Source organism: Mesorhizobium sp. P2_D6 (assembly GCF_056404315.1).
In genome coordinates this window covers 62,321-89,023 of sequence record NZ_JBFUEG010000011.1, presented here as the reverse complement: position 1 = coordinate 89,023, position 26,703 = coordinate 62,321, and the positions used below count along the sequence as shown (strand labels likewise).

Below are 26,703 nucleotides of genomic sequence, written 5' to 3'. Positions count from 1 at the left end.
GTCAGAACTCCTGCGGCACGGCACGCGCCGCTCGCATCGCCGGCAGGGCGTTGTCCGCGAGGTCATGAATGTCAGCGAAGGCAAGTTCACGCACCTCCCAGTCATCCGTCCAGAAGACTATGCGCTTCATTGTGGAGAACTCTCTTGGCGGTTCCAGCGCCCGCAGGCGCGACGCGACATACTGCGGGTCCCAATATTCCTTCACAGTCAGGTCGGCGATGTTCGCCATGCCCTGGAACCATGGATCCGTTGCCTCCGGTATCGCGCCAACGCCCACAACAGCGAACGGATAGCGGCGTCCGACACGGTCCTGGCTCATGCGCCAGGCGCCGGCGCAGGGTTGTTCGCCAAAAATCGCGCCCTGGACGACGAAGCGCCAGACTCGGTCGTCGAGGTCCTCACCCTCGTCTGGCCTCTCGCGCAACTCCATCGACATCCACCGGTCCCAGCGGTCGATGAAGGGTCGCGGCAGGTTCGCGGCGACGAAATCCCCGGTCGCCGGTATCTTGCCGAAAAATCCAGTGATCAGATCTGCGGCGGACATGAGAATTTCTTGAACATCTGGAGGTTGTAGGGATTTTCGACGCTCGCCGCCTTGAGCTTGAAGTCGGCGTACATGCCTTTCGTCCCCAGCCGCAGGCTGTAGACGTCGGACAGCGAGGTGCCGGTGAAGCGGCCGCCGCGCAGCATCCTCAGCCACGCCCAGCTGCCGGTCTCGTTGAGCATGATTTCGGGCGAGCCGTCGATCGGCTGGAAGGCGAGCGAGATGACGCCGGTGCCATCCTTGCCGGGCCAGGTCATCGGCTGCGGCCGCGTCGCATTGTTGAAATAGACGAGGTTCTGGCCGTCGAGATTGAGCGTCACGCGGGTGACATTGGGCGACAGGTCGGTCGGCTCGAGCGTGAAGGCCATCACCGGGCCCTGGCCGCCAGGGAAAAGATCGTCGCGGATGCGCCTGGCCTGTTCGAAGGCGGCGAGTGCGGACGGGTCGAGGCCGAAATCGGCGCGCCATTTCCACGGCTGCGCCGAGGTGTCGACATAGCTGATCAGATGGTCGTTGATGAAGCCGTCGATCATGCCTGCCGGTCCGAACAGGCGGGCGAAGTCGCGCACGTTGACGTCGACGGCACTGTCGGGGCTGAACGGATAGCGGTCGTTGAGCGCGGCCTGGCAGAAGGGCAGGATGTCGGCGCGCCAGATGGCGTTGAGCTCGGAAGCCACGGCCTTCTGCGTCAGCCCGCTGGTGTCGCCGGCAATGCCGCTCAGCCAGGTGTTGACGGGGTCGGGCAGGATCTGCGCCTGCCGGGCAACGGCGCCGGTCAGCTCGGCAAGGCCGCCCTGTTTCTTGATCGCGTCCTGCGGGTCGGGATTGGCGGTGACCGTCTGCAGCACATTGGACAGCGCCGTCAGTGCCACCACCGCGGCATCGAGCGCCGGCGGCTGGCCGTCGACCTCGGCAATCGTGCTCTTGAGCGGCTTGAAGTGTTCGGCCACCAGCGTGCCGGTCAGGTCGACTTCGCTGGCCGAGCCGGCGCGCGGCAAAAGCTTGGCGCCGGTCTTGACGATCTTGCCCAGCTTGCCGAGCTTGCCCAGAAGCTTCGAGCCGCCCTTCGCCGCCGCCTTGTCGTCGGTCGCCGGCGCCTCGTCGGAGCGGGTAAGATCGACCTCCTGGACCACCGCCGTCAGCAGCCGCTTCAGCGCGGAATCGGCGCTCGACAGGTCCTTCAGATTCTCTGAGGCAATGTTGAGGTCGCTCAGCGGCGCCAGCCGCATGTCGCGCAGGAAACTGTCCCACTGCGCGATGTAGTCGTCGTAGTAGAGCTTGAGGATGTCTTCCGACAGCGCCGAGACCGAGGTCTCGGAATTTTCCGAGCAGCCGCCGGCAAACACCGCGCGATCGAGGGCAGCCTGCGCGGCGACATCCTCGACCCGGTCGAGGATCGCATCGTGGAAACCGTCATAGGTGAAGGCGCCTGATATGCCGACGCGCAGCGTCTTGTCGGAGCGTCGCGAAAACACCTTGGCGCCGTTCGGGCCGGCGAAATTGGCGGGGATCCATTCCTTCAATCCGGCCACCGCCGGATCGGCCAGCAATTGCTTGTAGGCGCGCGCCGGCAGCGAGATCGTGCAGACCGTCTTCAACGCTTCGGCGACCAGCGCCTGGTCGGGCGCGATGTAGCTGTCATCGACCGCCATGCGGCGGATCGCGGCCAGCTGGTGTTCTTCAGCATCGGCGGTCGGGAAGGGGGCGGCCGGTGCGAATTCGGGCAGGTCGTTCACCCACCAATTCTGCACGAAATCCGAATCCATCTGCGACAGGCCGGTCATCATGCGGTAGGTCTTGAGCGCGCCCAGCATGAAATCCGGATCGCGGATCTGCCGCCACATCGTCGCTTCGAGCAGCGCCACCATGCGTGGCTCGAGAACGTTGCGCAAAGCGTGATCGTAGGTATCGGTCTGCGCCCGCATCAGCTCGGCGGAAGCCGATGGCCCGAGCAGATCCTGCGCCTTCTCGGGAGGCGCAGTCCTGGCATTGGCGACCTCGTCCATGGCGTTGAGGGCAACGTCCATCGCCGGCTGCTGCACCGAGGCAGGCGTTGTGGCGGTCGAGGTCAGCGGCGCCTGCAGCGCCTCGAACTGGCCGGCCTGCGCGGCAATCGCATTGCGGTTGTCGTAGAAGGACCAGGTGAACAGCGAGCCGGCCAGGATGGCGGCGGCCGCGCAGGCGGCGGCGGCACCGCGCCAGATCCAGCTACGGCGGCGCTGCGCCAGCGGATCGAACGTGCCGAGCCCGGCCTCCTTGAAGATCACTTCGGTCAGAAGGTTCTTCAGGAAGAAGCTGCGCTTTTCAAAACGCTGCGCCGGCACCGAGCGCCGCGCCGGCAGGCCGAAGGAAGAGGCGAGTGCAGCGGTCAGCCGGTCGATCGGCGCGCCTTCCTGGGTCGCCGAGGTCAGATAGACGCCGCGCAGCCAGGCGGCTTCCTCGTAGCGGCTCTCGCCGAACATCGCCTCGACCAGCGCCTGGATCGGCTCGGACAGGCTTTGCAGCTGTGCGGGAAAGCGGAAGATCTCGGCCCGCTCAGTGAGCTTGTCTTCGTCTTCCAGCCGCGGCACCAGCCGCTTTTCCAGCTCCCTCGACAGCGTCGAGATTTCGCCCGCAATCGTCTTGGCGTCGACGCGCGCGTTGAGCGGGAAGGTCGTCCCCCACACCTGTTCTCGCGCCTGCGTCGACAGGCCACCGAAGAAGGCCTCGAAGCCTCTGATCAGATCGGCCTTGGTCAGCATGAGATAGATCGGCAAGCGGATTTCCAGCCGTTCCTCAAGCTCGGCCAGGCGCCTGCGGATCTTGCGGCCATGCGCCTTGACGGCTTCGTCGCCTTCCGACAGCGCATCGATGCCGAGCGCGACGATGACGCCGTTCAGCGCACGGCGGCCGCGGTGCTTCTTCAACAGGTCGAGGAAGCCCAGCCATTCGGCGGCGTCGACATCGGGCTGGCTTTCCTGCTGGACATAGCGGCCGGCGGTGTCGATCATCACCGCGTTTTCGGAGAAGAACCAGTCGCAGTTGCGGGTGCCGCCGACCCCTTGCAGATCGTCGGTCAGGTCGATCGGAAAGTTGAGGCCGGACTGGCGCAGCGCCGTCGTCTTGCCGGTCGCCGGCGGGCCGACGATCACATACCACGGCATTTCGCGCAGGAATTTGCGGCCACCGAGCTTGCGCCGCTTCAGCTCGACCATGACGTCCTGGAATTTGGCGCCGACCGCGGCGACGTTTTCCTCGCCGGGGCTGAGCCGCTTTTCCTCGACGGGTGCGGCGATCTCTGCGACGAACATGCGGTTGGCGCGGATCGCCCGGCGCTGGGCGACGATCAGCCAGATCAGCCAGAAGATCACCAGCAGCGCGATGATGACGATGCGCACCGTCTCCGACGCCATCGGCACATAGTCGCCGACACGCACGATCGGGCCGAACACCCAGATGATCAGCGACAGCAGCGCCAGGCCGATCAGCGTCCACAGGAAACGCGAGGTCAGGACCGCCCAGAGGAAGCGCAGGATGAACATGTCACAGCCTCTTCTCGACCAGCACTTCAACGCGGCGGTTGAGCGCACGGCCTTCCCGCGTGGAGTTGTCGGCCACCGGATCGCTTTCGGCGCGGCCTTCGGAAGATATGCTCTCCTTCGGCACGCCGGCCTGTATCAGAAGCTCGGCTATGGTTTCGGCGCGGGCTTCCGACAGGCGCTGGTTGCTGGCAAGCGGGTTGGACTTTTGCAGGCGCACATTGTCGGTATGGCCAACGACGGTGATCTTTCCGATCAGGTCCTTGTTGTCGAGGATCACCTTGGCGATGGACTCGATCAGGGGCTCATAGCCCTGGGTGAGTGTCGGACGCGACGATTGGAAGAGTTCGGGGCTGGAAGCCTGGATAACGAGCTTGGCCAGCGAGACGCTCTCCGTGCCGCTCAGCGCCTTGCTCGTTTCCGCTGGCGCTGCCTTCTGGAATTCCGGTAGCAGCGCGTAGTCGACGGCAACCGGCAGAGGTGGCGGAGCGTCGGCCTTGGGTGCCGCGCGCGTGACATCGGCCCGCGTCGGCGGCGGCAGCGCGCGCACCAGCGCCGAAAGCTCGACCGCCTGGCTGCTCAGCCCCATCGACAGGCCAATATGGATGGCGGTCGCGATCACCGCGGCGGCCACCGCCATCACCCAGATCGGCACGATGAAACGCTGCGGTTCGTCGGACGCGATCACGCCCTTCCAGTTGGGCGACAGTGGTGCGCCTTCGGCGTCGCTGTCGCGCAGGAAACGCGCCGCCGCCACCCGGACGGCATTGAGCGAGCGGTCGCCGGAGCGGCCGGGAACGCGGTATTTGCCGCGAAAGCCCAGCGCCATGCAGTGATACTGCAGCTCCAGCATTTCGCGGTCGCGGTTGGGATGGCGCTCGAGGTCTTCGAGGCGGGCGAAGAATTGCGCGCCTGCGTCGACGTCACCGCGCAGCATCACCACCAGCGGCTGGTGCGGCCAGGCGCTGGCGCCGCCCCAAGGCGTGTTCAACGCCAGATCATCGAGCAGCGCCGCCACCAGCCAGGCGGCCTGGTCGGCGCGCTCGAGCGACGATCCTTGCGCCATAGTGGCGTCGCGGCAGCGCACGAGCTCTTCGAGCAGCCTTGTGCGCAGCGCTTCCGGATTTTCCGGCGGCAGCGCATTTTCCAGTTCGGGCGCAAATTCGAGCAGCGGCGAGAACGCGTTGACAAGCGCATTCGGATGCGCGCGCGACGAGGGCTTCGCGGTGACGCCCGACGCCGGCAGCGGCATGGCGCGCGGCGTCGGCGCTCCGCTCAGGCGGATGCGCGTGCGCTCCCGATCCTCGGACAGTCCGAATGGATCGTCCCTGCTCATCATCTCACCTGTTGACCGAGTAGCAGTCGACCTGCGGTTCGCTGGGCAGCACGCCCGAAACGCCGATCACAAAGCCGGGCGCTTCGAGAAGCGAGGCCCAGTGCTCGCTTTTCTGGTCGAGTTCGAGGCACAGCCGGTCGCCGTCATAGGGAATTTCGCGCGGCTGCGAATGCAATGGCTTCAGCGGAATGCCGGGCAGGCGCGATTTCCACAGCCCTTCGAATTCGCTGGCCGAGCCGACCGTCGCCTGGTTGACGAAAATCTTGCGCAAGGCATCCTCCGACAGTTCGGAGCCGATCCGCACCACGATCCGGCTCGCCACCAGAAGCTTCGGGTTGTCGATGCGGATCTTCCACACATTGGTGGCATGCCGCATGACCGGCAGCGCCCGCGATTTCGGCTCGATGTAGCGCAGGCTGAGTATCAGCGAACGCAGTGCGTCGGCCAGCGCCGAATAGGCCGGGCCCGGCGCCATGTGGTCGTAAACAGGCAGTTCGCCCAAGCGCCGTGCGCTCGACCCATAGGTGGCCATCGAGCCGGCAAGGCCGGCCAGTTCCATATAGACCTCGGCCGGATGGAACACGTCCTGCGCCAGCATGTGCGCCAGCCGTGGCCGCGCGGCGTTGACCAGGTTGAGGATCAGCAGATCCTCGACGCTGCGCCCCGGGCCGCCCAGCACCATCTTGCCATGGGCCTCGGCGATCTGGTCGAGGCCGGTGACCACCTCCTGCAGCAGGCGGCTGTACCAGGACGCCGCGCCGATGACCAAGGTCGGCGGCAGGAAGGTGTCGTCGAGCGCCACGCCGCCATCGGCGCGTACGCCCTTGAGTTCCGCCACCGGCAGGGCGGTGTAGCCGCCGACCGCGGTGCCCGGCGCCAGCAACAGCGCCTGCGGTCGCGCAATCTCGATTTCCTCGGGATCGGAGCCGCCATGCACGGCGTCGCGCACCGACACGATCCGGCCGCGATAGCGTGCGCCGGACGGCTCGGCGTGCGCCGGGTCGAAGCCGACGCCGCCGGGCGGTTCGAGCGGCAGCGCGATCAGCACTGGTCCCGCGCCCATCTCCGGCGTCACCGCCAGCGGCCGCGGCGCATCCATCGTCTCGGGGATCGAAAACGGCGTCCCGTCGGGAAAGATACCACGCGCCGAAAGCACCGAGATCTGGCCGGCATCGAGTTGTGCCTGATCGAGCGTCAGCGTTCGAAAGCCGAACGTATGCAGATGCCCGGCCTGCAAGGCGCCGCGCACCGTCGCCTCGAAGAAGCGGTCCTGTTGCTGGAAATGCTGGGTGCGAAGAAACAACCCCTCCGACCACAGCACCCTGTTTGCATCGCTCATGCCGGCACTCTCTGCTTCCTGCTCATCACCCTGGCGCGGCTTTGCGGAATTGCCTCCGCTAGGCGGAAATGCCGCCGCTGCCGAGCTTCACATTGACGGTGAACTTCGATCCCGGCGACACCGACTTGGTCGTACGCCAGTTGCGTCCGGTGGGTTCCCTGATCAGCGCGACGAAGCCGAGTGCGGCCACTTCCGGTTCGACCGTGATCGTCTTCGACGCGGTCTTGCCCGGCCCGACCGAAATCGTGTCGGAGCCAATCAGATCGCCGCCAAGTGCCGCGCCGGCACCGCCCTGCAGGGCGAAATAGTCGGCCGAATTGAAGGCGCCGGTGCTCTTCAGGCGCAGGATCATGACGGTCACCGGCCTGTCGCCGCCGCCCGGTCCCGGATTCATGCCGGCGTCGCCGGCAAGATTGACCGTTATGACGGAGGGTTTCGGCGGGCCGCTCTGGCAAGCCGTCAGCAATCCTGTCGCGCCCAAGGCAAGAATGAATTCGCGTCTGTCGATCATGTCCTAGTCCTCCTCATATGCGTCCCTAAAATCAGCGCCGATCTCGCCCAGAAAACGCGTCTCCGCGCTGTGAGCGATTTCACGGTGGCGTTTCTGGTACAGTTCCCAGAGTTTTGCGCCGCGTCCGCCGGTCAGCAGATTGCCGATCGCCGAACTCGACTTCAGTTCCTGTTCGATCGCCGCCGGATCGAAGCGGTCGATCATGCGTTTCAGCGCGCCCTGCACGCCGCGCCATGCGCGAACGTGATGCTGCGCCAGATCGCGCACCGCATCCCTGATCGCCGCGTCGGCGCCGAGGAAGCCGGGGCTGCGCTCGGCCAGGATGGTCACCAGCGCATCGTCGATCGACGGCAGAAATTTGAGCGGGTTGACCTCGGATGCGCCAACCACGGTCTGCGCCACGCGGGCGTTGCCCTTTTCCTCGGCGCGCTTGCGCAAAAGCTGCATCAGCCCTTCCATCATCAGCCGGTATTCGCGGCCGAATTTTTCCATATCGGCCACCGGGTCGCGGCCGGGAAAATCGGCCTCGTCCATGCCCATGCCGCGCAGGAAAGCAGCGCGCAATTCCGTGTCCGACTGTCCGGCCGTCGGCCGCGCCGCAGCTTGCCGGACAGGAGCGCGCGGCGGCGGTGGAGACGGAGCTGGCGGTGGCTGCCGCGGTGGCTCGGCCGCGCGGACCGGCAGATCCCAGGGCGCTGGAGAGGGGGCAGGCGAGGGCGCACTGATTGCGCCGCCTTCCGTCACGCCGGCGTCGAGGCTGGTGGACTCGGCAGGGCCAAAACCAAACCCGTCATCGAAGGCCGGCGGCTGCTCGGAACTGGATCTGCTCGGTTCTCTCGACAGAGGCGTGGAGTCGAGGCCGAAGGGATCGTCGAACGATGGCCTGGCGCCGTTTCTGTCATTGGGCTCGGGCGCCGGCGTCGCCACGGGGTCGAGGCTGAACGGATCGTCGAACGCCTGCGAACTGCGTTCGTTGGACTGCGCACGTGCGAATGCGCCCGGCACCGGCTTCTCGAACGGATCGGGCAGATCGGCGGGTCGCGGCCGTCCCGGCTCTTCTTGCGTCGTGGACGAAAAGAAATCGTCGCCGCCGAGGCTGACCGGCGCCCGCGACGCCGCCGGATTGCTGGCGGGCGCCGAGGCTCTGGAGGCCGGCGCTTCGGTCTTCGCCGTCTGCAGATCGACCCACACCACATAGTCGCCCAGCCGCAGCCGCATGCCGCTTTGCAGGCGCGCCGAATTTCCCGCGCCGAGCGGGCTGGCGGCATCGTCGATGAACAGCCCGCTGCTGGAGGTGTCGGTGACGAAATAGCCGCCCTGCTTGCTGGTGATCTTGCAGTGGGCGCGCGAGACGAACATGTCAGGATCGTTGATCTGCCAGTCGGCGTCGGCGCTGCGGCCGATCACCAGTTCACCCTCGTCCAGCCGGGCCTGCCGCGTGACTTGCGCGCGTGGTCCCTGTTCGAGCGTCAGCAGCAGGCTCATGCCGCCACCTCTTCCCGCCAGCCGACGATGGTTCGCAGCCGCATGTCGTCGGCATCTCCCCGCTCAGGATTGCGCGCCAGCCAGGTGGTGCGGGCGAGCTGGACGGTTCCGAGCTTCGCCGGCGGCACGGCCTTTGCCGCAAGCACGATCCTCAGATCGACATCGATGGTCTCGCCGATCAGGTCGCGCACCGCCTGCTTCAACAGCTTCAGCCGCTCGCCGCCCGGCAGGAAGGCCTTGTAGTCGACATAGCTGAGCGCGCCGATGCGCAGTTCGATCCGGCTCTGCCGGCTGAACGAGCGCGGGCCGATGGTGGCGCTGCGGCCCAGCGTGGCATAGCTGCCGGCAAGCCGGCTCTGCAGCGCCTTGGGAATGGTCAGCCAGGCGGCGACAAACTCCTTCAGCACCACCGGCACCTTGAAGGCTTCGGCCAGGAACAGCGTCAGCCGCTCGGGGCCGTCGACTTGGGCAGCGAGCGAGGCGGCCTGGCGAAGCTTCACCGCGTCGAGTTCGGCATTCTGCGTACCCGGCAGACCGATGCCGGCCATCGCTTCCAGCATGGAGCGGACGCGGCCCCCCACCCCGCGTTCGACCTGCACCGCCGGATGCGCATCCGCCCAGGCGCGGTAGTAGAGCGCGATCATCCGGTGCTGCAGGATGTTGACGAAATCGACGAAGGTCGTGTCGCTCGTCTGCCGTGCCTCCGCACCCGCGTACCAGCGTTGCGACAGGCGATCGAGCACCCAGCGCGTCAGATGCAACGGCATTGGCCCTTCGGGTCCGAGCAGGCCGAGATTGTTGACCGTAACGCGTGCCGGCGACTTGTCCGTCGGCTCGCGGAAATCCACCACGTCCTGCACCGCGAAGGACAGGCGCACATTCTGGCCGAGCCTTGCCGGCTCGCGATCCGGTCGGCCGGAATGGCCGAACAGGCCGCCTTGCCGTTCCAGCCGGCGCAGCAGTTCGAAGAAGTCGAAACTCTCGGACAGGGTTGCGGCTCGCTCTAGATCAGGTAGCGATTGCCGGGCGTCATCGGCCATGGCACATCCTCCTGTTTCTGGAGCAAACGTGTGCGGGTGCGCACGAATCCATTAATGCCGGCATGACGGGCAAACAGCCGCGACAGCAGACCCGACAGCAGCAAGGTGCTTTGTCCTGCCAGCACCGACTGGTCGACATGCAGCGTCACTTCCGTGCCGCGGCCGAAACACATCGGTCCTTCGATCGCCAGCCTTTCGATCACCGCGCGCGAGTCGATGCGCACGATCGAGCGCACATTGCGGGCAAGCCCTGGATCGCCGCGCTCGGCATAGAGATCGAGCAGCGCGTGCAGGGGATCGACGCCGCGGCCTTCCTTGGCCAGGCTGAGGAAGTTGAGCGCCAGCTGCGACACCAGCCGCCAGGCCAGGTCATCGGCGCGCGACTCGCCGTCGGCACCGGCCGGCAGCGCCGCGGGAATGGCCGGCTGCGGCGACCGCAGCGCGCCGAGCAGCCGGACCGTCTCCACCGGGTCGCCGGCTTCCAGCGTCAGGGTCGGCGTGTCGTCGAGGATGGCCAGGTCGCGGTTCGTGCAAAGCGCCACGATGTCGACGCGCTTCAGCGGCCGGTTGGCCTGGCTGTGGACCGGGCGCGAGATCGCCAGGAAGACGTCGTCGCCGGCATAGGAGGTGCGCGTCACGCCCTGGCTGCGCTCGTCCTCGGTTGGCCGACGCGGCCGCCGCTCGGTCGAATAGACCCAGCCGCTGCCACGGTTTTGTCCGAGGCTGAAGAGCTCCGGTATTTCCGCATCGGGACCTTCGGCGTCAGCATCTTCGACGCGGATGACCCGGTATATTTCAAAGTCGCGCGCCCGCGTGCGGTCGGCGTGCAGCACCTGCCGCGTCTTGCGCTGGTCGAGCTCGATGACGTTGCATTCGCGCTCGAAGAGATTGATGATCGGCGTCGCGAAAAGTTCGAAATCCGCCGGGGTCAGATCGGCGAGTTCGGGCACCGGACGCCTGAACAAAAAGACGATCTCAAGCCCCGCCTGGCATTTGCGCACCACCGGCTGCAAGCCGGTTACGCGCGCATAGTGGAAGCGCTCGGGCATCATGAAATATTCGCGCAGCAGGCGGTAGCCTTCGAAGGTCGGCCGCGTGCGCGGCATCATCGCCTCGGCATCGGCGATGCCCACCATCTCCGGCGCCGGCAGAGGCGACAGCGGATTGGTCTTGCCTTCAGGTCTTGCACCGACGCTCGCGCAGACGCCGAAGATCGCGTCGAACGTCAGCGGCGCCTTGGTGCGGTTGGCGAAGTAGAGGTCAAGCCGGTCGAGCGCCAGTTCGCCCAGTTGGACCTTTCCAATCGGAGCAAGCGTGATGCGCAGCGCCGCTTCGCCGGCCCTGCCGCCGATCGGGCCAATACCGGCGGCGGCAAGCGCACTGCGGTCCTGGAAATAGCCGACCGAACTGATCGCGATCGGAAACAGCGTCATGTCCTGTGCCGTGGTGAAGGTGCAGCGTGTCGACAGGCCGGCCTGCAGGCTGGAGACCAGCCGCGTGCCGCGCTTGACGACATGCCCGGCAAGCATGGTCTGCACCTGCTGGCCGGGCTTCAGCACCACCATGGCGGTGGCCGGCGCCGGCGTGACGAGATCGGGATAGAGCACGTCGAGGATGGCGCGCGAAAACCGCGAGCGTTCGGCGTCCACCTTCAGCCGCGTGCGCGCGGCGAGGAAGGCGACGCCGTCGAGCAGCCGCTCGACATAGGGATCGGGACACGGCACCGTATCCAGCGACAGATTGCGGGCGACGGCAGGATGCATGTCGGCGAACTCCGCCGCCAGCCCGCGAATGTGGGACAGTTCTTCCTCGTAATATTCTACGAAGACCCGGTCCATCTCAGGTTTCCCTGAACTCGGTGCGCGCCAGGCCGTTGTCGAGATTGATCGTCGTGCGCAGGCGCATGCGCTCAGGCGTCGGCGTCATGATCAGCACCGCGTCGATCTCGATTTTCAGGCCGGTCTTGTCGCCAAGATTGACCGAGACCTTCGTTGCGCTCTCCTTGAGCCGAGGCTCGAAGGTGGCGAGCACGGCGCGGATCTCACGCGCCAGAACATCGCGATCGAAGTCGCGCGACGAACGGCCGGAGAAGGACGGCACGCCATAATTGACCACGCTGCGGCGTACCTCCGGAAAGTCGGCCAGCGCTGTCGGACTGTCGGTCATCTGCTCGGCCTCGAGATCGGAAAGCATGGGCGTCGACTCGAAGCGTTCGGTGTTGAACAACGCCTCGATGTCGCGCCGCACGGCCTCGCGCAGCACGTCGGGCGACACCACGATGCCGCGGCTTTCAAGCTCCCCGCGATGCCGGTTCTGAAACGCCAGCCGGTGCAGCCGGCGTTTCTGATCGGGGTTCAGCGCATCGTCGCCGTCGATGCGCCTCGGTCCGTCCGCCAGCAGCTCGTCCAGACGCTCCTCGCCGAGTTCGTCGAGCAGAGCCCGCCTGAGCCCGTCTATCTCGGAACTCAGGCCGGGCAAATCGTTGACGAGGCGGTCCCAGAGCGAAGGCTGTACTGCCTCGCGCTTGGCCCGTGAACCGCCCGCCTGTGCCTTGTCGGCGGCAGGGCGCTTTGCACGCCCCTCACTTGCCGACATAGACATCCATTTCGGCTTCGTCATTGTCGTCATAGACGAACTTGATCTTCTTGTAGGCGAAGGAGACCTCCTCCTGGATCAGGTCGGCTTCGTCATCGGCCTGCGACATGTCGTATTCCATGATCGAAGCATCGGTCAGGGTGACGACCAGATAGTCCTTGCTCTCGCCGTCGATGGTCCGCCGTGCAGAGAACTTGACCTCGTCCAGCGCCTTGTTTTCGAACAGGGCCTTCGCGAGGTAGGGCGAAGACTTGTCATAGTGCTTGGTGAACTTGATCATGCCCATCGACACGCGGCCGCGGCGCGAGAGCGAATTCGGGTCATAGGGCGCCACCATCTTGTAGTCGACGCCATGGATCTCGATCTCGTCGTCGTGGCCGTCGCGGGTGCTGGGGCCTTTAATGTCCGGAACTTTCAAAAAACCATCGATTTTCATGGTCGGCATTTTCTTTCTCCACCGCTTTCAAACGAAAAAAGTTTTGGTTGCTGCAATCAAGTCTTCACAGACGGCAGTTCCGACACCAGCCTGAGCGAGGCGTTGATGCCTTCCAGCTGGTAGTGCGGGCGCAGATAGAAGCGGGCGTTGTAGTAGCCCGGCCGGCCCTCCACGCTGTCGACCTGCACCTCGGCAGCGGCAAGCGGACGCTTGGCGCGCGCCTTGTCGTCGGCGAAGGCCGGATTGGCCAGCACGTACCGGTTGATCCATTCGGTCAACCAGATCTGCATGTCGGAGCGTTCCTTGAACGAGCCGATCTTGTCGCGCGCAATGGCCTTGAGGTAGTGCGCGAAACGGGAAACCGGGAACAGATACGGCAGGTTGGCGGAGAGCCGTTCATTGGACTGTGCGTCGGGATCGACAAGGCGTCCAGCGCGGGTCTCGTCGTCCTGCAGCGAATGGGCGCCGATGAAGGCGGCCAGATCGGTGTTCTTGCGGTGCAGGATCGGCATCAGGCCGAGCTTGGCCAGTTCCGCCTCGCGCCGGTCATCGATGGCGACTTCCGTCGGGCATTTCATCGCGATCGAGCCGTCATCCGTCGGGAAAGCGTGCACCGGCAGGTTGAGCACCGTGCCGCCGTTCTCGACGCCGCGGATCTGCGTGCCCCAGCCGAACAATTTGTGGCTGCGGTTGATGTTGACGCCCATCGGGAAGGCGGCGTTCATCCAGACATATTTGTTGTGGTCGCCATGCACCTCCTCCTCGAAGGAGAAGCCCTTGACCGGAACGGTCTCGGACCCGTAGGGCAGCCGCGCCAGCACACGCGGCATGGTGAGGCCAATATAGCGGGCGTCCTCGCTTTCGCGCAGCGACTGCCACGAGGCATAGGCCGGATTGTTCACGATCATCTGCAGGTCCTGCGGGTTGGGCAGTTCCTGCCAGCTGTCCATACGGAACAGCCGCGGTGAGGCGGCGGCGATGAACGGCGTGTGCGCCGAGGCGCAGATGCCGGAAATGTTGCGCAGCAAGCCGACGTCGCGCGGATGGTTCGAAAACTCGTAGGCGCCAACGATGCAGCCGATCGGCTCGCCGCCGAGCATCGAATACTCGTCCGTATAGACTTTCTTGAAGATCGGGCTCTGGTCCCACATCTGGCCTTCATAGTCTTCAAGCGTGTCGGCCAGTTGCTCCTTGGAGATGTTCATCACCCGGATCTTGAGATGCTTCGCATCCGTCTCGGTGTTGTTGATGAGATACCAAAGGCCGCGCCATGTGCCTTCCATCTCCCGCACTTCCGGGGCGTGCAGGATTTCGTTGACCTGCGTCGTCAGCATCTTGTCGATGCCGGCGATCAGCGACTTGATCGACTTGATCGAGTTCGACGAAATTGTCGTCGTCTCGGAGCGCGACTGCGCCGCCAGCGCCAGGTTGCGCACCAGTTGCTGCAGCTTCTCGCTGTCGTCCTTCTTGACCTTGAAATCCTTCTCCAGCAGCTGGCTGAATTCGCCGAGATCGACGGCCTCGGCTTCGGCGACGGATGCTGCGGTCTTTTGCTGTTCGGCCATGATTTATTCCTCGCCCTTGTCGTCGTCGGACATCGCCTGGCTGGCGATCTGTGCCAGCAGCGGCTGATTGTTCAGCAGCTGGGCGATGCGCTTTTCGGCATCGACGCGACCGTCCATGAAGCCGAGCAGTTCCTCGAGCTGGCGCCGCATCTTGAGGATCTCGGCCAGTTGCGGAACCTGTTCGGCGATTTTGTCGGGGGCGAAATCGCCCATCTTGGTGAAGGTCAGGTCGAGCGCGAGCTCTTCGTCGCGCTCCTGGCCTTCGGCCTGCGGCAGGGTGTTCTTCACCCGCGCCTTGACCCTGGGTCCCAGCGCTTCCATGAATTTGGGGAAGCGGTTGGCATCGGTCTCGACAAAGGAACGGTCGAGCACCGTCTTTGCCGCTTCCCTGGTCTGCGATGCGCCCGACAGGTCGGCCATCACGCCCATGACGAACGGCAGTTCGATCGTCGTCGGGCTGCCGTAGGTTTCGACATCGTAGGCGATCTGCACGCGCGGGGCGCGATTTCGCTCGATGACCTTCGCTTTGCTTTCGGCTGGCATGTGTTGCTACCTTTCATCCTTCTGGGCAGTCTTCTTGGCGTCGGGAACGCCGGCGAGCAGCCGGAATTCCTTCAGCCCCGACGGGGCGAGATCTTCCATCAGTTCAACGAAATCCATGTGCACCATGCGGCGCACCCGGCGGGCGAGATGCGGGATCGGGCTCGACGGCTCGGTGCGGTCGTAGAAGGCCACCACAAGGTCGAGGCACTTCACCACATCGTCGCGCGAGGAAATCCTGTCGGGGAGCCCCGCATTTGGCTCTGCGTAGCTTGCCATCGTCTCGGCTCCATGACCGTTTCTGGCCGGCATTGCCGGGCTTGCCGTGGCAGGCGCCGGGCTGGCTGCGCCATTCGTCGCCGCCGGGGCCGTCGTTTCCACCGCCGTGTTGCGTTCCAACGTCGTCAGCACGCGCTGCAAAAAGCGCTTCAGGTCCGGAACCGCCGCGCCGTTGCCTTCAAGACGGGCATTCAGCGCCGTGTCCACCGCGTCGAGCGCTCCGATCGCGGCGTGAGTATCGGCGATCAGTGCCGTCATCTGTTCGCCGGCCTGATCCAGCTGCGCGGCGCAGCCGCTGCCCACCCGGTTCAGAAGCTGCCCATGCGCGCTGACCAGCGCTGCCTTTTCGGCGGCATTCAATCCCGACGCCGCTTCCTGAAGCATGACGCGATCGTCGAGCGCGCCCTGTTCCAGATCGCGTCCAGTGATCGGCCCCATGGGGCGTGGGGCGAAGAAAACCATTTGCCTGAGGTTCGCCAGCAGCCCGTCCTGGTTATTCTGCAGGTCGGCCAGCGCGTTGAGGCGGCGCAAGGCTGCGTCGCGCGGCTGGCCGCCGGGCCGCAGTGCCGGGTGCATGGTCTCCCAATGCGCCTCGAAAGTCCGCGCGATCAGCGTCAGGCCTTGTGCCAGCCCGGCGAGCCCTTCTTCATTGGCAAGCGCCCGGGCGACGATGACAAGCAGGCGCAGGTCGCGGCCATGCGAACGCAATTCCTCGGCCTTGCCAAGAACGGCAGGCCAATCGACGGGAATCGTCGATTGCGCGGCAGGCTTGTTGCGCCCGTCATGGACAACCTTGACCTGGGGCTCGGTGAGGCGCTCGAGCTCGTGAAAGGCCGGATCGTTGCGCAAGTCTCCGCCTGACGGATTTTCACCGTCCAACGGAGCAAGCCAGAGTGCGAGATCGATCACAGCTACCCCCAGCGACCGGCTCTAAAACCGTACGTGACCCAACGTTAGCACACGGTTGCACCCTACCACAATTCGGCAAACCGCTCAAAAGTTAACGGGCGCTAATGCGAGCCAGTGCAACTGCATCTCGAATGGCGCAATCTATGGCGTGCTTGCCCAGCCCCCGTATGTGAAGCGCATCGCATAGAATTGGAAAAATTCGTGGTTGTCTGCATTTGATGGCGCGGGACTTTCCACAACGGGAAGCGGCCGGCTGAATGACGCGCTTTGTCAAGCGGCTGCTTATGTGGCAGGCTGTCGACGGGCAGATTGCAGGAGCACGTTCGATGGAACAGCGCCGGTCATCGCAGGGTTTCAAACGCAAGGAACTGGTGGGCAAGCTCAATCCGGTCTGCCTGCGCGCCTTCAAGGCCGCCGCCGACAGCGCCAAGCTGCGCGGCAATCCTTACGTCGAACTTGTCCATTTCATCGAGCAGCTGGTGCTGTCCGAGCGCTCGGATGTGCAGATGATCCTTGCCGATGCCGGCATCGATGCCAGCCGGCTGACCAGCGACATGACGCGGGCTGTCGACAAACTGCCTTATGGCGCCACCTCGATCGAGGAATTTTCCGACCACATCTTCCACGCCATCCAGGAAGCCTGGAACCTGGCGACGCTGGAATTCGGCATGGAGGAGGTGCGCAGCGGCCATATCGTGCTCGCTTGCCTGAAGACACCGGTGCTGGAGGGCCTGGTGTCGAAGATCAGCGCCGAGTTCGACAAGATCGACGCCGACGCGGTCATCGCCCGCTTCGCCGAGGTGGTGGAGGGTTCACTCGAAGCCGGCGCTGCGGCTGCGGCTCCTCCCGCCGCCGAGGCGCCACGGCGGGCCCCGGGCGGGGATTCCGCGCTGGCCAAGTACGCCACCGACCTCACCCAGCGCGCCCATGACGGCAAGATCGATCCGGTCGTCGGCCGCGATCCGGAGATCCGGCAGATCATCGATATCCTGATGCGGCGCCGGCAGAACAACCCGATCCTGACCGGCGAGGCCGGCGTCGGCAAGACGGCGGTGGTCGAGGGCTTCGCCTTGCGCATAGCCCAGGATGATGTACCGCCGCCGCTGCAAGGCATCAGCGTGCGCATGCTCGATGTCGGCCTCATGCAGGCCGGCGCCAGCGTCAAGGGCGAGTTCGAGAAGCGCCTGAAGGCGGTCATCGACGAGGTTCAATCCTCCGAAACGCCGGTGATCCTGTTCATCGACGAGGCGCACACGCTGATCGGAGCCGGCGGTGCGGCTGGAACCGGCGACGCCGCCAATCTCCTGAAACCGGCGCTGGCGCGCGGCGAACTGCGCACCATCGCGGCGACCACCTGGGCCGAATACAAGCAGCACATCGAAAAGGACCCGGCGCTGACCCGCCGTTTCCAGGTGGTCAAGATCGACGAGCCGTCGGAAGCGGTCGCCGTCCTCATGCTGCGCGGTGTCGCCGGCGTGCTCGAACAGCACCACGAGGTGCAGATCCTCGACGAGGCGATCGAGGCGGCGGTGGCCTTGTCGCATCGCTACATTCCGGCGCGGCAATTGCCTGACAAGGCGGTGAGCCTGCTCGACACCGCTTGCGCCAGGGTCGCGGTCTCGCAGCATGCCACGCCGGCTGAGGTCGAGGACATTTTGCGCCGCCGCCAGGCGCTGGAAGTCGAGCGCGGCATCATCGGCCGCGAAGCGGCGATAGGCATCGAAGTGGCCGACCGGCAGGCGCGGGTCGAGGCCGGGCTCGCCGAGACCGAGACGACGCTCGCCGCCGCCGAGGCGCGCTGGGAGCGCGAAAAGGCGCTGGTAGCCGAGATCCTCGAATTGCGCGCGCGGCTGCGCGGCGAGGGCGTGCCGCTCGATGAGGTAGCAACCGCCGAGGCCGACGCCGAAACGGCAGCGCCGGACGCGGAAAAGACCAAGGTGCCGAGGGTCGAGCCGCCCAAGGCTGAAACGGCAAAGGCTGAAACGGCCAAGAGCAAAAAATCCAAGGCCAAGGCTGGAACGGCTGTGGCGGATGCCGACACGCCTCCAGCCGACCCGGCCGCCGATCTCGTGCGACTGCGTGAACTCATGGCCGAGCTTGCCACGGCGCAGGGCGAGACACCGCTGATCCTGCCCTCCGTCGACCGCAATGCGGTGGCTGCCGTGGTCCAGGACTGGACCGGCATCCCGACGGGGAGAATGCTGTCCAGCCAGACCGAAAAGGCGCTCAAGCTCGCCGAGACTTTGTCCGAGCGTGTCGTCGGCCAGGACCATGCCATGGAGATGATCGCCAAGCGGGTGCAGACGAGCCGCGCCGGCCTTGGCGCGCCGGAAAAGCCGGTCGGCGTGTTCCTGCTTTGCGGCCCGTCGGGCGTCGGCAAGACCGAGACGGCGCTGGCGCTTGCCGAAACACTTTACGGCGGCGAGCAGAACCTGATCTCGATCAACATGTCCGAATTCCAGGAAGCGCACACCGTCTCGACGCTGAAAGGCGCCCCGCCCGGCTATGTCGGCTATGGCAAGGGCGGCATCCTGACCGAGGCCGTGCGCAGAAAACCCTATTCGGTGATCCTGCTCGACGAGGTCGAGAAGGCCCATCCCGATGTGCACGAAATCTTCTTCCAGGTTTTCGACAAGGGCATGATGGATGACAGCGAAGGCCGGCGCATCGACTTCAAGAACACGCTGATCCTGCTGACCTCCAATGTCGGCTCCGAAGTCATCATGGAGCGGACCCAGAACGGCACGGTGAGGGCGGAGCTCGACGGCCTCGACGCCGCCCTGCGCGCCCCGTTGCTGAAGGTCTTTCCGGCGGCCTTCCTCGGCCGCGTCGTGACCATTCCCTACTACCCGCTGTCGGATTCGATGATCGAGGCCATCACCCGCCATCAGTTCGGCAAGATCGCGCGGCGGCTGCGCGCCAGCCACGACGCCGAACTGGTGATCGGCGACGGCGTCATGGCGCTGGTCAAGGCGCGCTGCACCGAAATCGAGTCCGGCGGCCGCATGATCGACGCCATCCTCACCAACACGCTGCTGCCGGAACTCAGCCGCGGCGTGCTGAACCGTTCGCTCGACGGCGAGAAGATGACCAAGGTGACGGTCAGCGCTTCCGCGGACGGGTTTGCCTATTCGTTTGAATAGGTCCCACAGCGAGCCTGTGCCGGCTCTATTGCTGCGGTGTCTCCGTCTCGGCGCGGATCAGTTTGATGTCTGCGCCCGCCGCCCAGGCGCCGATATCCTCGCGCCGCAATGCCGCCGCCATCATGTCGGGAAACAGGTCCGGCGTGCAGGCAAAGACCGGTATGCCGAGCGCTGCGACCGAGGCCGACATCGCCGGATCGTAGCCCGGCCGGCCCTGATCGGTCAGCGCCAGCAGAACCACGACATTGACGCCGGATCGCACCAGCGCCGCCAGCCGCCGCAGCAAGTCCTGGCCGTTGCCGCCTTCATAGAGGTCGGTGATCAGCACGAAATGGGACTTGGTCGGCCGCTCGATGCGATCGGCGCAATAGGCGACCGCCTGGTTGATGTCGGTGCCGCCGCCGAGCTGCACGCCAAACAGCACCTCGACGGGGTCGCTGAGCTCCTCGGTCAGGTCGACGATTGCCGTATCGAAGCAGACCAGCTTGGTGCGCACCACCGGCAGCGACGCCATGACAGCGGCGAAGATCGAGGCATAGATCACCGAGCTCGCCATCGAGCCGGACTGGTCGACGCACAGCACCACCTCGTCGAGATCGACCAGCCGGCGCTGCTTGCGCATGAAACCGACGAGTTTTTCCGGCACGATGGTTTTGTGCTCCGGCTGGTAGTGGCGAAGGTTGGCCGAGATGGTGCGCGGCCAGTCGATGTCGCGTTGGCGCGGGCGGTTGGTGCGCCGCGAGCGGTCGAGCGCGCCGCGGATCGCCTCGGCGGTCTTCTGCTCCAGCCGCTGCATCAGCTTGGCGACGATGTCGGCGATGATGGTACGGGCGATGTCCTTGGTCTTGGCCGGCATCACCGAGCGCAGCGAAATCAGGTCGGCGACGAGATTGACGTCGGCCTCGATGGCCTTGACGAATTCCGGCTCCATCAGCATCTGCTTCAGGTTCAGCCGCTCGAAAGCGTCCTTCTGCACGATCTGGACCACCTGCGCCGGAAAGAAGGAGCGGATATCGCCCATCCATTGCGCCACACGCGGCGCCGAGCGGCCGAGCCCGCCACGCCGCTTGCGCGGGTCGGCATCGGCACTGGCGCCGTCGCCGTAAAGCGCATCGAGCGCCGACGACAGTTTTTTGTCGTCGCTGGAAAGGGCAGACGTAGCCTCGTCATCGGCGCCGATCGCCAGCCGCCAGCGGCGCTCGCGCTCGCCATCGACAGATGCGGCGGCGCCATCCGCGTCTTTCTCGTCTTCCATCGTCACGCTCCGCTCGCAAGCAGGGGGCCAAGCCGCTCCAGGTGCCGGCGCCAGCCTTCACCGCCATCCGGCGCCGGCGTCAGGCCGGCCGGCAGCCTTGCGGTGCGGCCGAGCACTGCCTCGATCAGCCGCCGGCGCTCCATGCTGTCCAGATTGGAGAAGACGCGGCGCAGCAGGGGCAGATGCGCGATGAATGCGTCCTCGTCGAGCGACTTGAGCCACGCATCGACGGCGCCGCGCAGACCTTCGTCATAGATCAGCCGCTGGCCGGCAGTGCTGAAGAAACCTTCGAAGAACCCTGCCGCCTGCGCCACCGGTGTTCCCGGCGACAGCCTGCGCCCGAGCAGTCCGGCGGCGTCCTCGGCCGACAGCTGGTCGGCTTCGTAGAGCAGATGCGCCGCGCAGCCGGCGAGCAACGCCGTCGAACGCTGCCCCTCCAGCACGCCTGTCAGCCCGTTGCGCCAGGCATCGAGCACGCCTTCGCCGGGCTCGACCAGGCGGATCGCCGCGTCCGCCTTGCGCACCGCGCCGACCAATGTCGTGGCGGCCTGTTCGTCCAGATCGCGCACCGCATAAGGCAAGGCGATCGCGCCCTCGACGATCAGCCGTTCCAACAAACCGGACAACCGGTTGGTTTCGGTCTTGCGCGCTTCGCCGTAGCGGATGATGTCGGCAAGCGGCGGCACCGAGGCCAGGATTTCCAGGCATTCGCTGCTGTGCGCGGCGCGTGCCTCCAGCGCCGCAAGACCGGCGCTCGCGGCCTCCGACAGATCCGCCGTGATGGCGCTCTGGACAAGGGCAGCAAGGGTGTCGAGGCTGGCCGCGGCGCCGAGCATCTGGATCAGGCGGCCATTGGCCGCCTTTTCGATGGTCGGCCCATAGATCAGGTTCTCGACCAGGCGCACGGCATATTCCGGCTCCCAGGCCAGGGTCCACTTTTCGCGGAAGGTGCCGCGGCTGCGGCCGGCGTCGGCCAGCCTGCCCCACTGTACGCCGAGCACGTTCAGTCGGTGCAGCAATGTCGAGCGAAACAGCCCGCTTTCGCTGCGCAAATCGACGGACAGTTCGCGCTCGAGCGCCTCCGGCTTCAGCCGTGCCGCTTTCTGGTTGCGCTGCAGATCCTCGATCAGCGGGGCCAGCGGCGTGTCGGGTGGGATCTCGCCGACATCCGCGCCCAAAAGCAGCTCGGCTTCAACGAGGGACCACAGCACCACTTCGCCGTTGAACAGCGCCGCGATCGCCGCGTCGCGCAATTCCTCGAAGCCGGGTTTCGGCCGGTCGCGAATGGCAGCCAGCGTGCGCGCAAGCCGCTCGGCCTCGATCAGCGACGCCGTCGAGACCAGATGGCCTTTGGTCCGCAGCACCGCCGCGATCATCGCCAGCCAAAGCGTCGCGGCATCGCGCCGCTCGCGCGTGCGCCACAGATGTTTGCACCAGCCCGGCGCAACGACACCGGCGCCATAGCCATAGCCCAGCGCCAGGCGCGGTCCCGTCCATGGTGCCCATGTCATCGTGCTTTTGCGCCGGGCAATTCCCTTGATCAGCGCCTGGTCGTTCTTCTGCGTGTGCGCGGCCTGCAAGGCCGGTACGTGCCATGCGCCGCAGACGACGGCGATTGGTCCGTCGAACTCCTTGCGCGCGGTAGCGATTTCGAGCCGCATATGCGCTTCACGTTTGGCCTCGAACGGCGCGATCGTGCCTTCGCCATCGCGCAGCGTCATCATCGCATCGGCGATGGCCGCGAAGATCGGACCCGGCTGCGGGTTCTGCTCGATGATGTCGGCCCACCAGCTCTCGCCGTCCTCGTAGCCGGCGGCCGCAGCCAGTGTGCCGATCGGATCGCGATGCGAAGCTGCCTCGCCATCCTCGCCGGTTTCCTCCTTGGGCTCGGCCCTGTCGGGCTCATCGGTCTTGTCGGCGCTCTCCGTCGCCGACGCGAAGCGCGCCGATGACGGCAGGTCGATGAACCGCAGAGCCGCCTTGTTCTCCACCGCCCACACCGCCGCCTGGTATTCGGGCGAGAACTCGGCGAATGGCCAAAAACTTGTCGCGGCCGGATCGTCCTCGGGATAGCAAAGCAGCGCCACCGGCGGCTGCATTTCCGGACGCGCCAGGAACGGCAGCAGGGATGACGCGTCGCTCGGCCCTTCGATCAGCACCGCGACCGGCTGCAAGTCCCGCAGCGCCTGCACCAGGCTGGCGGCGGAGCCCGGCCCGTGATGGCGGATGCCGAAATAGGCGACGTCGCTCATGACCTCAGATCGCTGCGTTCAGCGCCGCGTAATAGCCGGCATAGTCCGGCCGCTTCTTCAGCACCGTTTCCAGATATTCCTCCAGCACCACCTTGTCCTGAACCGGGTCCTTGATGATGGCGCCGACGAGGCTGGCGGCAAGGCCTTCGGCGCCGAGCTTGCCGCTGTCGAACCACGCCGCCTGACTGAGGCCACCGACCATGGTGGCGATTGCCTCGGCGGTCGAGAGCGAGCCCGAAGGCGTCTTCAGCGTCACCTTGCCGTCAGCGGTCGCGCCCGAGCGCAACTCGCGGAAGATGGTCAGCACGCGGGCGATCTCCTCGCCGACATTTTTGGGCACCGGCAGGTCGAGCCCGCCGGCCATCTCGTCGACCCGCTTGGAAACGATCGCCACCTCTTCGGCCATGTCTTCGGGCAGCGGCAGCACCACCACATTGAAGCGGCGCTTCAGCGCCGAGGACAGTTCGTTGACGCCCTTGTCGCGGTTGTTGGCGGTGGCGATGATGTTGAAGCCGCGCTGGGCGTAGATCGAGCTGTTGAGTTCCGGGATCGGCATCATCTTTTCCGACAGCACGGTGATCAGCGTGTCCTGCACGTCGGAGCCCATGCGCGTCAGCTCTTCCAGCCGGCAGAGCTTGCCGCTCTCCATGGCGCGATAGAGCGGCGTCGGCACCAGCGCCTCCTGGCTCGGTCCCTTGGCCAAGAGCTGGGCATAGTTCCAGCCATAGCGGATCTGGTTCTCGTCGGTGCCGGCCGTGCACTGCACGATCAGCGTCGAGTCGCCCATGATGGCGGCGGCGAGATGTTCCGACACCCAGGACTTGGCGGTACCGGGAACGCCGAGCAACAGCAGCGCGCGGTCGGTGGCGAGCGTCGCCACCGCGGTTTCCATCAGCCTGCGGCGGCCGACATATTTCGGCGATATCACGGTGCCGTCGCTGGCCTTGCCGCCGAGCAGGTAGGTCAGCACGGCCTTTGGCGACAGGCTCCATCCCGCCGGCTTCTGGCGGTCGTCATTGCGCGCAAGCGCCTGCAGTTCGGACGCATAGGCCTGCTCGACCGGGAGGCGGATGGCTGCGTTCATGGTGCTGTTCTCCGGATTGTCATGTGTTGGTTCCCGTCAGGGCTGCATTGAGGCGCAGGAAAGCGAGCGAAGGCGCCGCCGGCGGCATGCCTGCCGCGACAATGTCGCCGATCAGTCGTTCCGCTGTCGCCGCAGTGGCAAGAAAGCCTATCGTTTCCAGGGCGTGGTCTGCGCTTCGCTTCCCGGGCTCGTCGTTTCCCGCAACCTTGGAGCGCAATGCCGACAGCGCCTTGCCATCCGTCAGATCGCCCCATTCAAGCCAGCTTGCTTCGGCGCCTTCGACCAGGTTGAGCGCTTCAAGATTCTGCGCGTCCTTCAGGATCTGCCTGATCAGGGTACGCTTCCTGCCGCTGTCCAAACGCAACATGAGGTGGAAGACAAACAATGCCGACTTGCCGCCCTCGGCGGCCAGCGTATCTGCCAACAGTGCCACCGTAGCATCGCTGCCGGATACCGCGACCATCCGAACGAGAGACAGATCGGCTCTGTCGTCCGCACCGAATTGCCATGCCCCGATGAAATCGGATTCTGTTTTACCGAAGCGCGCGGCAAGGTCGACCAGGTAACAGCTCGCAAACAGGTCGACGCGACGACTTTCTTGGGCAGCCGACTTCAGCTTTGCCGGCGTGTAGGTGATGCGGCGGCGGATGAAGCCGGATTTGCCTTCTGCAATGAAGGCGGCGAGTTCGGCAACGGGATCGTCGGCTCCACCGTCGCCGGCGCGGCCGTGCTCGCCCAGCCTTGCCAGCAGCCGACCCGCCAGTTCCTGCACCTTGCCGGAGCGGTCGGCGGCCAGGCTTTTCAGGAACGGCGCATCCGCGGGCGTCAGGCCGAAATGCATGAGTTCGATCAGTGCAAGCCGGACTTCCGCCGGTTCGCCCGGCGCCTTGGTCTCAATCAGCGAACGGGCCGCCGCCGGATCGCGGCGGCGCATCTCGCCCAGCGCGATGCGGCGCGCGGCGGGATAGAAGTCATCCCAGTTCTGCACCGTCAGCTGCTCCTGCGGGGCGATCTTCAGCCCCTCCACGCTGGCCTGCCAGTCGATCCACGGCGCATAGACGTCGGGGCTGTTTTGATCCGACGCGGAGGGCATCCAGTCCATCGGATGCAGCACGTAGCCGCGGCTGGCGACGAGTGTGGCCACGCATGACTTGCGCCGCGTATCGGCGGCGTTCTTCAGGGTAGCGCGCAACAGTGGCCGCAACCGCTCCGGCAGCATCGGCAGGCCAAGCCTTGGCAGCGGCGGGCGCCGCTTCAATGTCTTCGGCGCGGCGGGCCGCAAGCCGACATCGAGCGCTTGCGCCGCGATCGCAAGCAGTTGCCGTTCGCGTTCGTCCGGGCTTGCGCCGGCGGCGATTTCCTTCCATGCGGCCGGCGCCAGATCGAATGTGGTCCCGCCGGTGATCCAGCAGTCGCGCATCGTCGCCAGGCCGGTCTGCTCGAGCTCGTTCATGACAGGTCGAGCCTCCCGAAGCCACTTTGCGCGGCCAGCAGATCGAGCCGCGCACCGTTCCAAAGTGCTGCCGTGGCCGCGAGATCGAGGCCAAGCACGGTCTGATCGACGGTTCCGGCGACAGGCAGGGCAATCCCTTGCGGGTCGTGCGCCGCTTGCCACCAGGCGACGCCGCGCTCGTCGAGCAGGATCGCGCCGGCAGGCAGCATCAGCGGGCTATCGGTGGACCAGGGCGCGGCGTCCTGATGCGATGCATGCGCCGCCAGCGGATCCTTGATGGTGCCGAGGCCGAAATCCGGCCAGGCGCCGGACGCGGCATCGCCCTTGCGTTCCGCCACCAGCGCCCGCAGCGGCTGGCGCGAGGGATAAAACACCAGCCGGGCATCGAAGCGGTCGCCGGGCGTGAACGCCGCCGAGCGGCGGCCGGCCGAGGCCGGAAAGAAATCGAGCAGCAGCGCAAATTGCGGCGTCGGACTTTTCAGATCGAGCAGCCAGGTCGAATGGCTGACGAGACCGTCGCGGCGGGTTTCGATCTTCTCGCCGATGACCTCCCACTGGCTGTCGACCTGTTTTGCCTCGGGATTGGCCAGAACCTGGTCGCGGGTTTCGGACGCCGACACCAGCCGCTTCAGCTCGGGATCGTCGGGTGCCGCGCGCCAGGCCTTGGCCAGCAGCACCAACTTGCCGAGTTCGCGGATCGCTGCATCCGGCCGTTCCTCGCTGCGCAGCGCCATCAGCCGCGCCGGAATCTCGTCGATACGCCCGGCAAGCGCGGTCGCCTTCATGTCGACCAGCCTGGCGGCGATCCGGCGGCAGCGCTCGCTGCTGGCATCGGCAAAGGCGGAAAGGCCGAGCCGTAGCTGGTCGGCGATCCACTGGTCGAGTTCGTCCAGCGCTCCCGCCACCGTTGTCCGCGTGTCTTCCGCCCGCTTGCGCTGTGCCGCCTCGCGGCGCTCCGCTGCGGCAGCGTCCTCGATTGCGGTGACTTCATCCGGCTGCGCGGCCTCACCGATGCTCTTGCCGGACGCGCCGGCCCCCGCGCCCGGCGTTGCAGTGGCCGGCTGGCCCGTCGTCTTCCGGCGCCGGCCAAGCCAGTCATTCACCCACTCCGGCGTCGATTCGGCAGCGGTGAAGCTGGCGGGCGCGGTGGCGGCGATCCACATCAGCGCCAGCGAGTGCTTGCACGGAAATTTTCGCGACGGGCAGGTGCATTTGTAGCCGTGGTCGCCGGTGTCGACCACGGTGCGGTAGGGGTTGGAGCCGGAGCCCTGGCATTCCCCCCAGATCAGCGCCTGCTGCTCGTTCTTCTCCAGCCTCGGCCAGTTCGAACGCTTGGTGAGTTTCGAGGCGGCGCTCAGCGACGCCTGATCGGGGGCCAGCGCCTCGATGGTTTTCAGGTCGAATTCCAAGCCGCGCCTC

General features: G+C 65.9%; 19 protein-coding genes. 1 reads left to right on the top strand and 18 read right to left on the bottom strand.

The window, feature by feature from the left end:
- Nucleotide 1 precedes the first annotated feature (1 nt).
- The 13 genes from tagF to tssA are packed head-to-tail and all read right to left on the bottom strand — an operon-like array spanning nucleotide 2 to nucleotide 16,097.
- A complete protein-coding gene (gene tagF, locus AC1D1L_RS22515; protein WP_477343650.1) occupies nucleotides 2-544 on the bottom strand; it encodes a type VI secretion system-associated protein TagF in 543 nt (180 codons plus the stop codon).
- Entirely contained in the window at nucleotides 526-4,065 is a 3,540-nt protein-coding gene (gene tssM / locus AC1D1L_RS22510) for a type VI secretion system membrane subunit TssM (RefSeq protein WP_477343649.1), read from the bottom strand. The genes tagF and tssM overlap by 19 nt, the downstream gene beginning before the upstream one ends.
- A 1-nt stretch (nucleotide 4,066) precedes the next feature.
- Nucleotides 4,067-5,398, bottom strand: coding sequence for a type IVB secretion system protein IcmH/DotU (gene icmH / locus AC1D1L_RS22505; protein ID WP_477343648.1), 1,332 nt, complete (start codon nucleotides 5,396-5,398; stop codon nucleotides 4,067-4,069).
- Between the two features lie 4 nt (nucleotides 5,399-5,402).
- Complete coding sequence (tssK, locus tag AC1D1L_RS22500; protein WP_477343647.1) at nucleotides 5,403-6,737, bottom strand: type VI secretion system baseplate subunit TssK; 1,335 nt, start codon at nucleotides 6,735-6,737, stop codon at nucleotides 5,403-5,405.
- A 58-nt stretch (nucleotides 6,738-6,795) separates the two neighbouring features.
- The gene (gene tssJ / locus AC1D1L_RS22495) at nucleotides 6,796-7,248 is read right to left on the bottom strand and encodes a type VI secretion system lipoprotein TssJ (RefSeq protein WP_477343646.1); all 453 of its coding nucleotides are present in this window, start codon (nucleotides 7,246-7,248) and stop codon (nucleotides 6,796-6,798) included.
- 3 nt (nucleotides 7,249-7,251) lie between these two features.
- Nucleotides 7,252-8,733 (bottom strand): type VI secretion system-associated FHA domain protein TagH, encoded by a 1,482-nt coding sequence (gene tagH / locus AC1D1L_RS22490; RefSeq protein ID WP_477343645.1) that lies wholly within the window; start codon nucleotides 8,731-8,733, stop codon nucleotides 7,252-7,254.
- Nucleotides 8,730-9,773: a type VI secretion system baseplate subunit TssG gene (gene tssG / locus AC1D1L_RS22485; protein WP_477343644.1), complete on the bottom strand. Its 1,044-nt coding sequence runs from the start codon at nucleotides 9,771-9,773 to the stop codon at nucleotides 8,730-8,732. The genes tagH and tssG overlap by 4 nt, the downstream gene beginning before the upstream one ends.
- A complete protein-coding gene (tssF, locus tag AC1D1L_RS22480; RefSeq protein ID WP_192256030.1) occupies nucleotides 9,737-11,611 on the bottom strand; it encodes a type VI secretion system baseplate subunit TssF in 1,875 nt (624 codons plus the stop codon). The genes tssG and tssF overlap by 37 nt, the downstream gene beginning before the upstream one ends.
- Nucleotide 11,612: 1 nt before the next feature.
- Nucleotides 11,613-12,368, bottom strand: a complete 756-nt coding sequence (gene tssE / locus AC1D1L_RS22475; RefSeq protein WP_477343756.1) for a type VI secretion system baseplate subunit TssE — start codon at nucleotides 12,366-12,368, stop codon at nucleotides 11,613-11,615.
- Nucleotides 12,355-12,804, bottom strand: a complete 450-nt coding sequence (locus AC1D1L_RS22470) for an Hcp family type VI secretion system effector (protein ID WP_192256823.1) — start codon at nucleotides 12,802-12,804, stop codon at nucleotides 12,355-12,357. Before AC1D1L_RS22470 ends, tssE begins: the two co-directional genes overlap by 14 nt.
- A gap of 56 nt (nucleotides 12,805-12,860) precedes the next feature.
- A complete protein-coding gene (tssC, locus tag AC1D1L_RS22465) occupies nucleotides 12,861-14,369 on the bottom strand; it encodes a type VI secretion system contractile sheath large subunit (protein WP_112565910.1) in 1,509 nt (502 codons plus the stop codon).
- A 3-nt stretch (nucleotides 14,370-14,372) separates the two neighbouring features.
- A complete protein-coding gene (gene tssB, locus AC1D1L_RS22460; RefSeq protein WP_112565907.1) occupies nucleotides 14,373-14,912 on the bottom strand; it encodes a type VI secretion system contractile sheath small subunit in 540 nt (179 codons plus the stop codon).
- A 6-nt stretch (nucleotides 14,913-14,918) separates the two neighbouring features.
- Nucleotides 14,919-16,097 carry a type VI secretion system protein TssA gene (gene tssA, locus AC1D1L_RS22455; protein WP_477343643.1) on the bottom strand — a complete coding sequence of 393 codons (1,179 nt, stop codon included), beginning with the start codon at nucleotides 16,095-16,097 and terminating at the stop codon, nucleotides 14,919-14,921.
- Between the two features lie 326 nt (nucleotides 16,098-16,423).
- Here tssA and tssH point away from each other — a divergent pair, with 326 nt between their 5' ends.
- Entirely contained in the window at nucleotides 16,424-19,240 is a 2,817-nt protein-coding gene (tssH, locus tag AC1D1L_RS22450) for a type VI secretion system ATPase TssH (protein ID WP_477343755.1), read from the top strand.
- Between the two features lie 25 nt (nucleotides 19,241-19,265).
- Here tssH and AC1D1L_RS22445 read toward each other — a convergent pair whose 3' ends face one another.
- From AC1D1L_RS22445 to AC1D1L_RS22425, 5 genes are read right to left on the bottom strand one after another with little or no spacing between them, the layout of a single operon-like run.
- Nucleotides 19,266-20,495 (bottom strand): VWA domain-containing protein, encoded by a 1,230-nt coding sequence (locus AC1D1L_RS22445; protein ID WP_477343642.1) that lies wholly within the window; start codon nucleotides 20,493-20,495, stop codon nucleotides 19,266-19,268.
- A 2-nt stretch (nucleotides 20,496-20,497) separates the two neighbouring features.
- Nucleotides 20,498-22,747: a DUF5682 family protein gene (locus tag AC1D1L_RS22440; protein ID WP_477343640.1), complete on the bottom strand. Its 2,250-nt coding sequence runs from the start codon at nucleotides 22,745-22,747 to the stop codon at nucleotides 20,498-20,500.
- Nucleotides 22,748-22,751: 4 nt separating this feature from the next.
- Nucleotides 22,752-23,831: an ATP-binding protein gene (locus AC1D1L_RS22435; protein WP_203279944.1), complete on the bottom strand. Its 1,080-nt coding sequence runs from the start codon at nucleotides 23,829-23,831 to the stop codon at nucleotides 22,752-22,754.
- 19 nt (nucleotides 23,832-23,850) lie between these two features.
- Nucleotides 23,851-25,284: a DUF5691 domain-containing protein gene (locus tag AC1D1L_RS22430; RefSeq protein WP_477343638.1), complete on the bottom strand. Its 1,434-nt coding sequence runs from the start codon at nucleotides 25,282-25,284 to the stop codon at nucleotides 23,851-23,853.
- Nucleotides 25,281-26,693 carry an SWIM zinc finger family protein gene (locus tag AC1D1L_RS22425; RefSeq protein ID WP_477343637.1) on the bottom strand — a complete coding sequence of 471 codons (1,413 nt, stop codon included), beginning with the start codon at nucleotides 26,691-26,693 and terminating at the stop codon, nucleotides 25,281-25,283. Before AC1D1L_RS22425 ends, AC1D1L_RS22430 begins: the two co-directional genes overlap by 4 nt.
- Nucleotides 26,694-26,703: the final 10 nt, after the last annotated feature.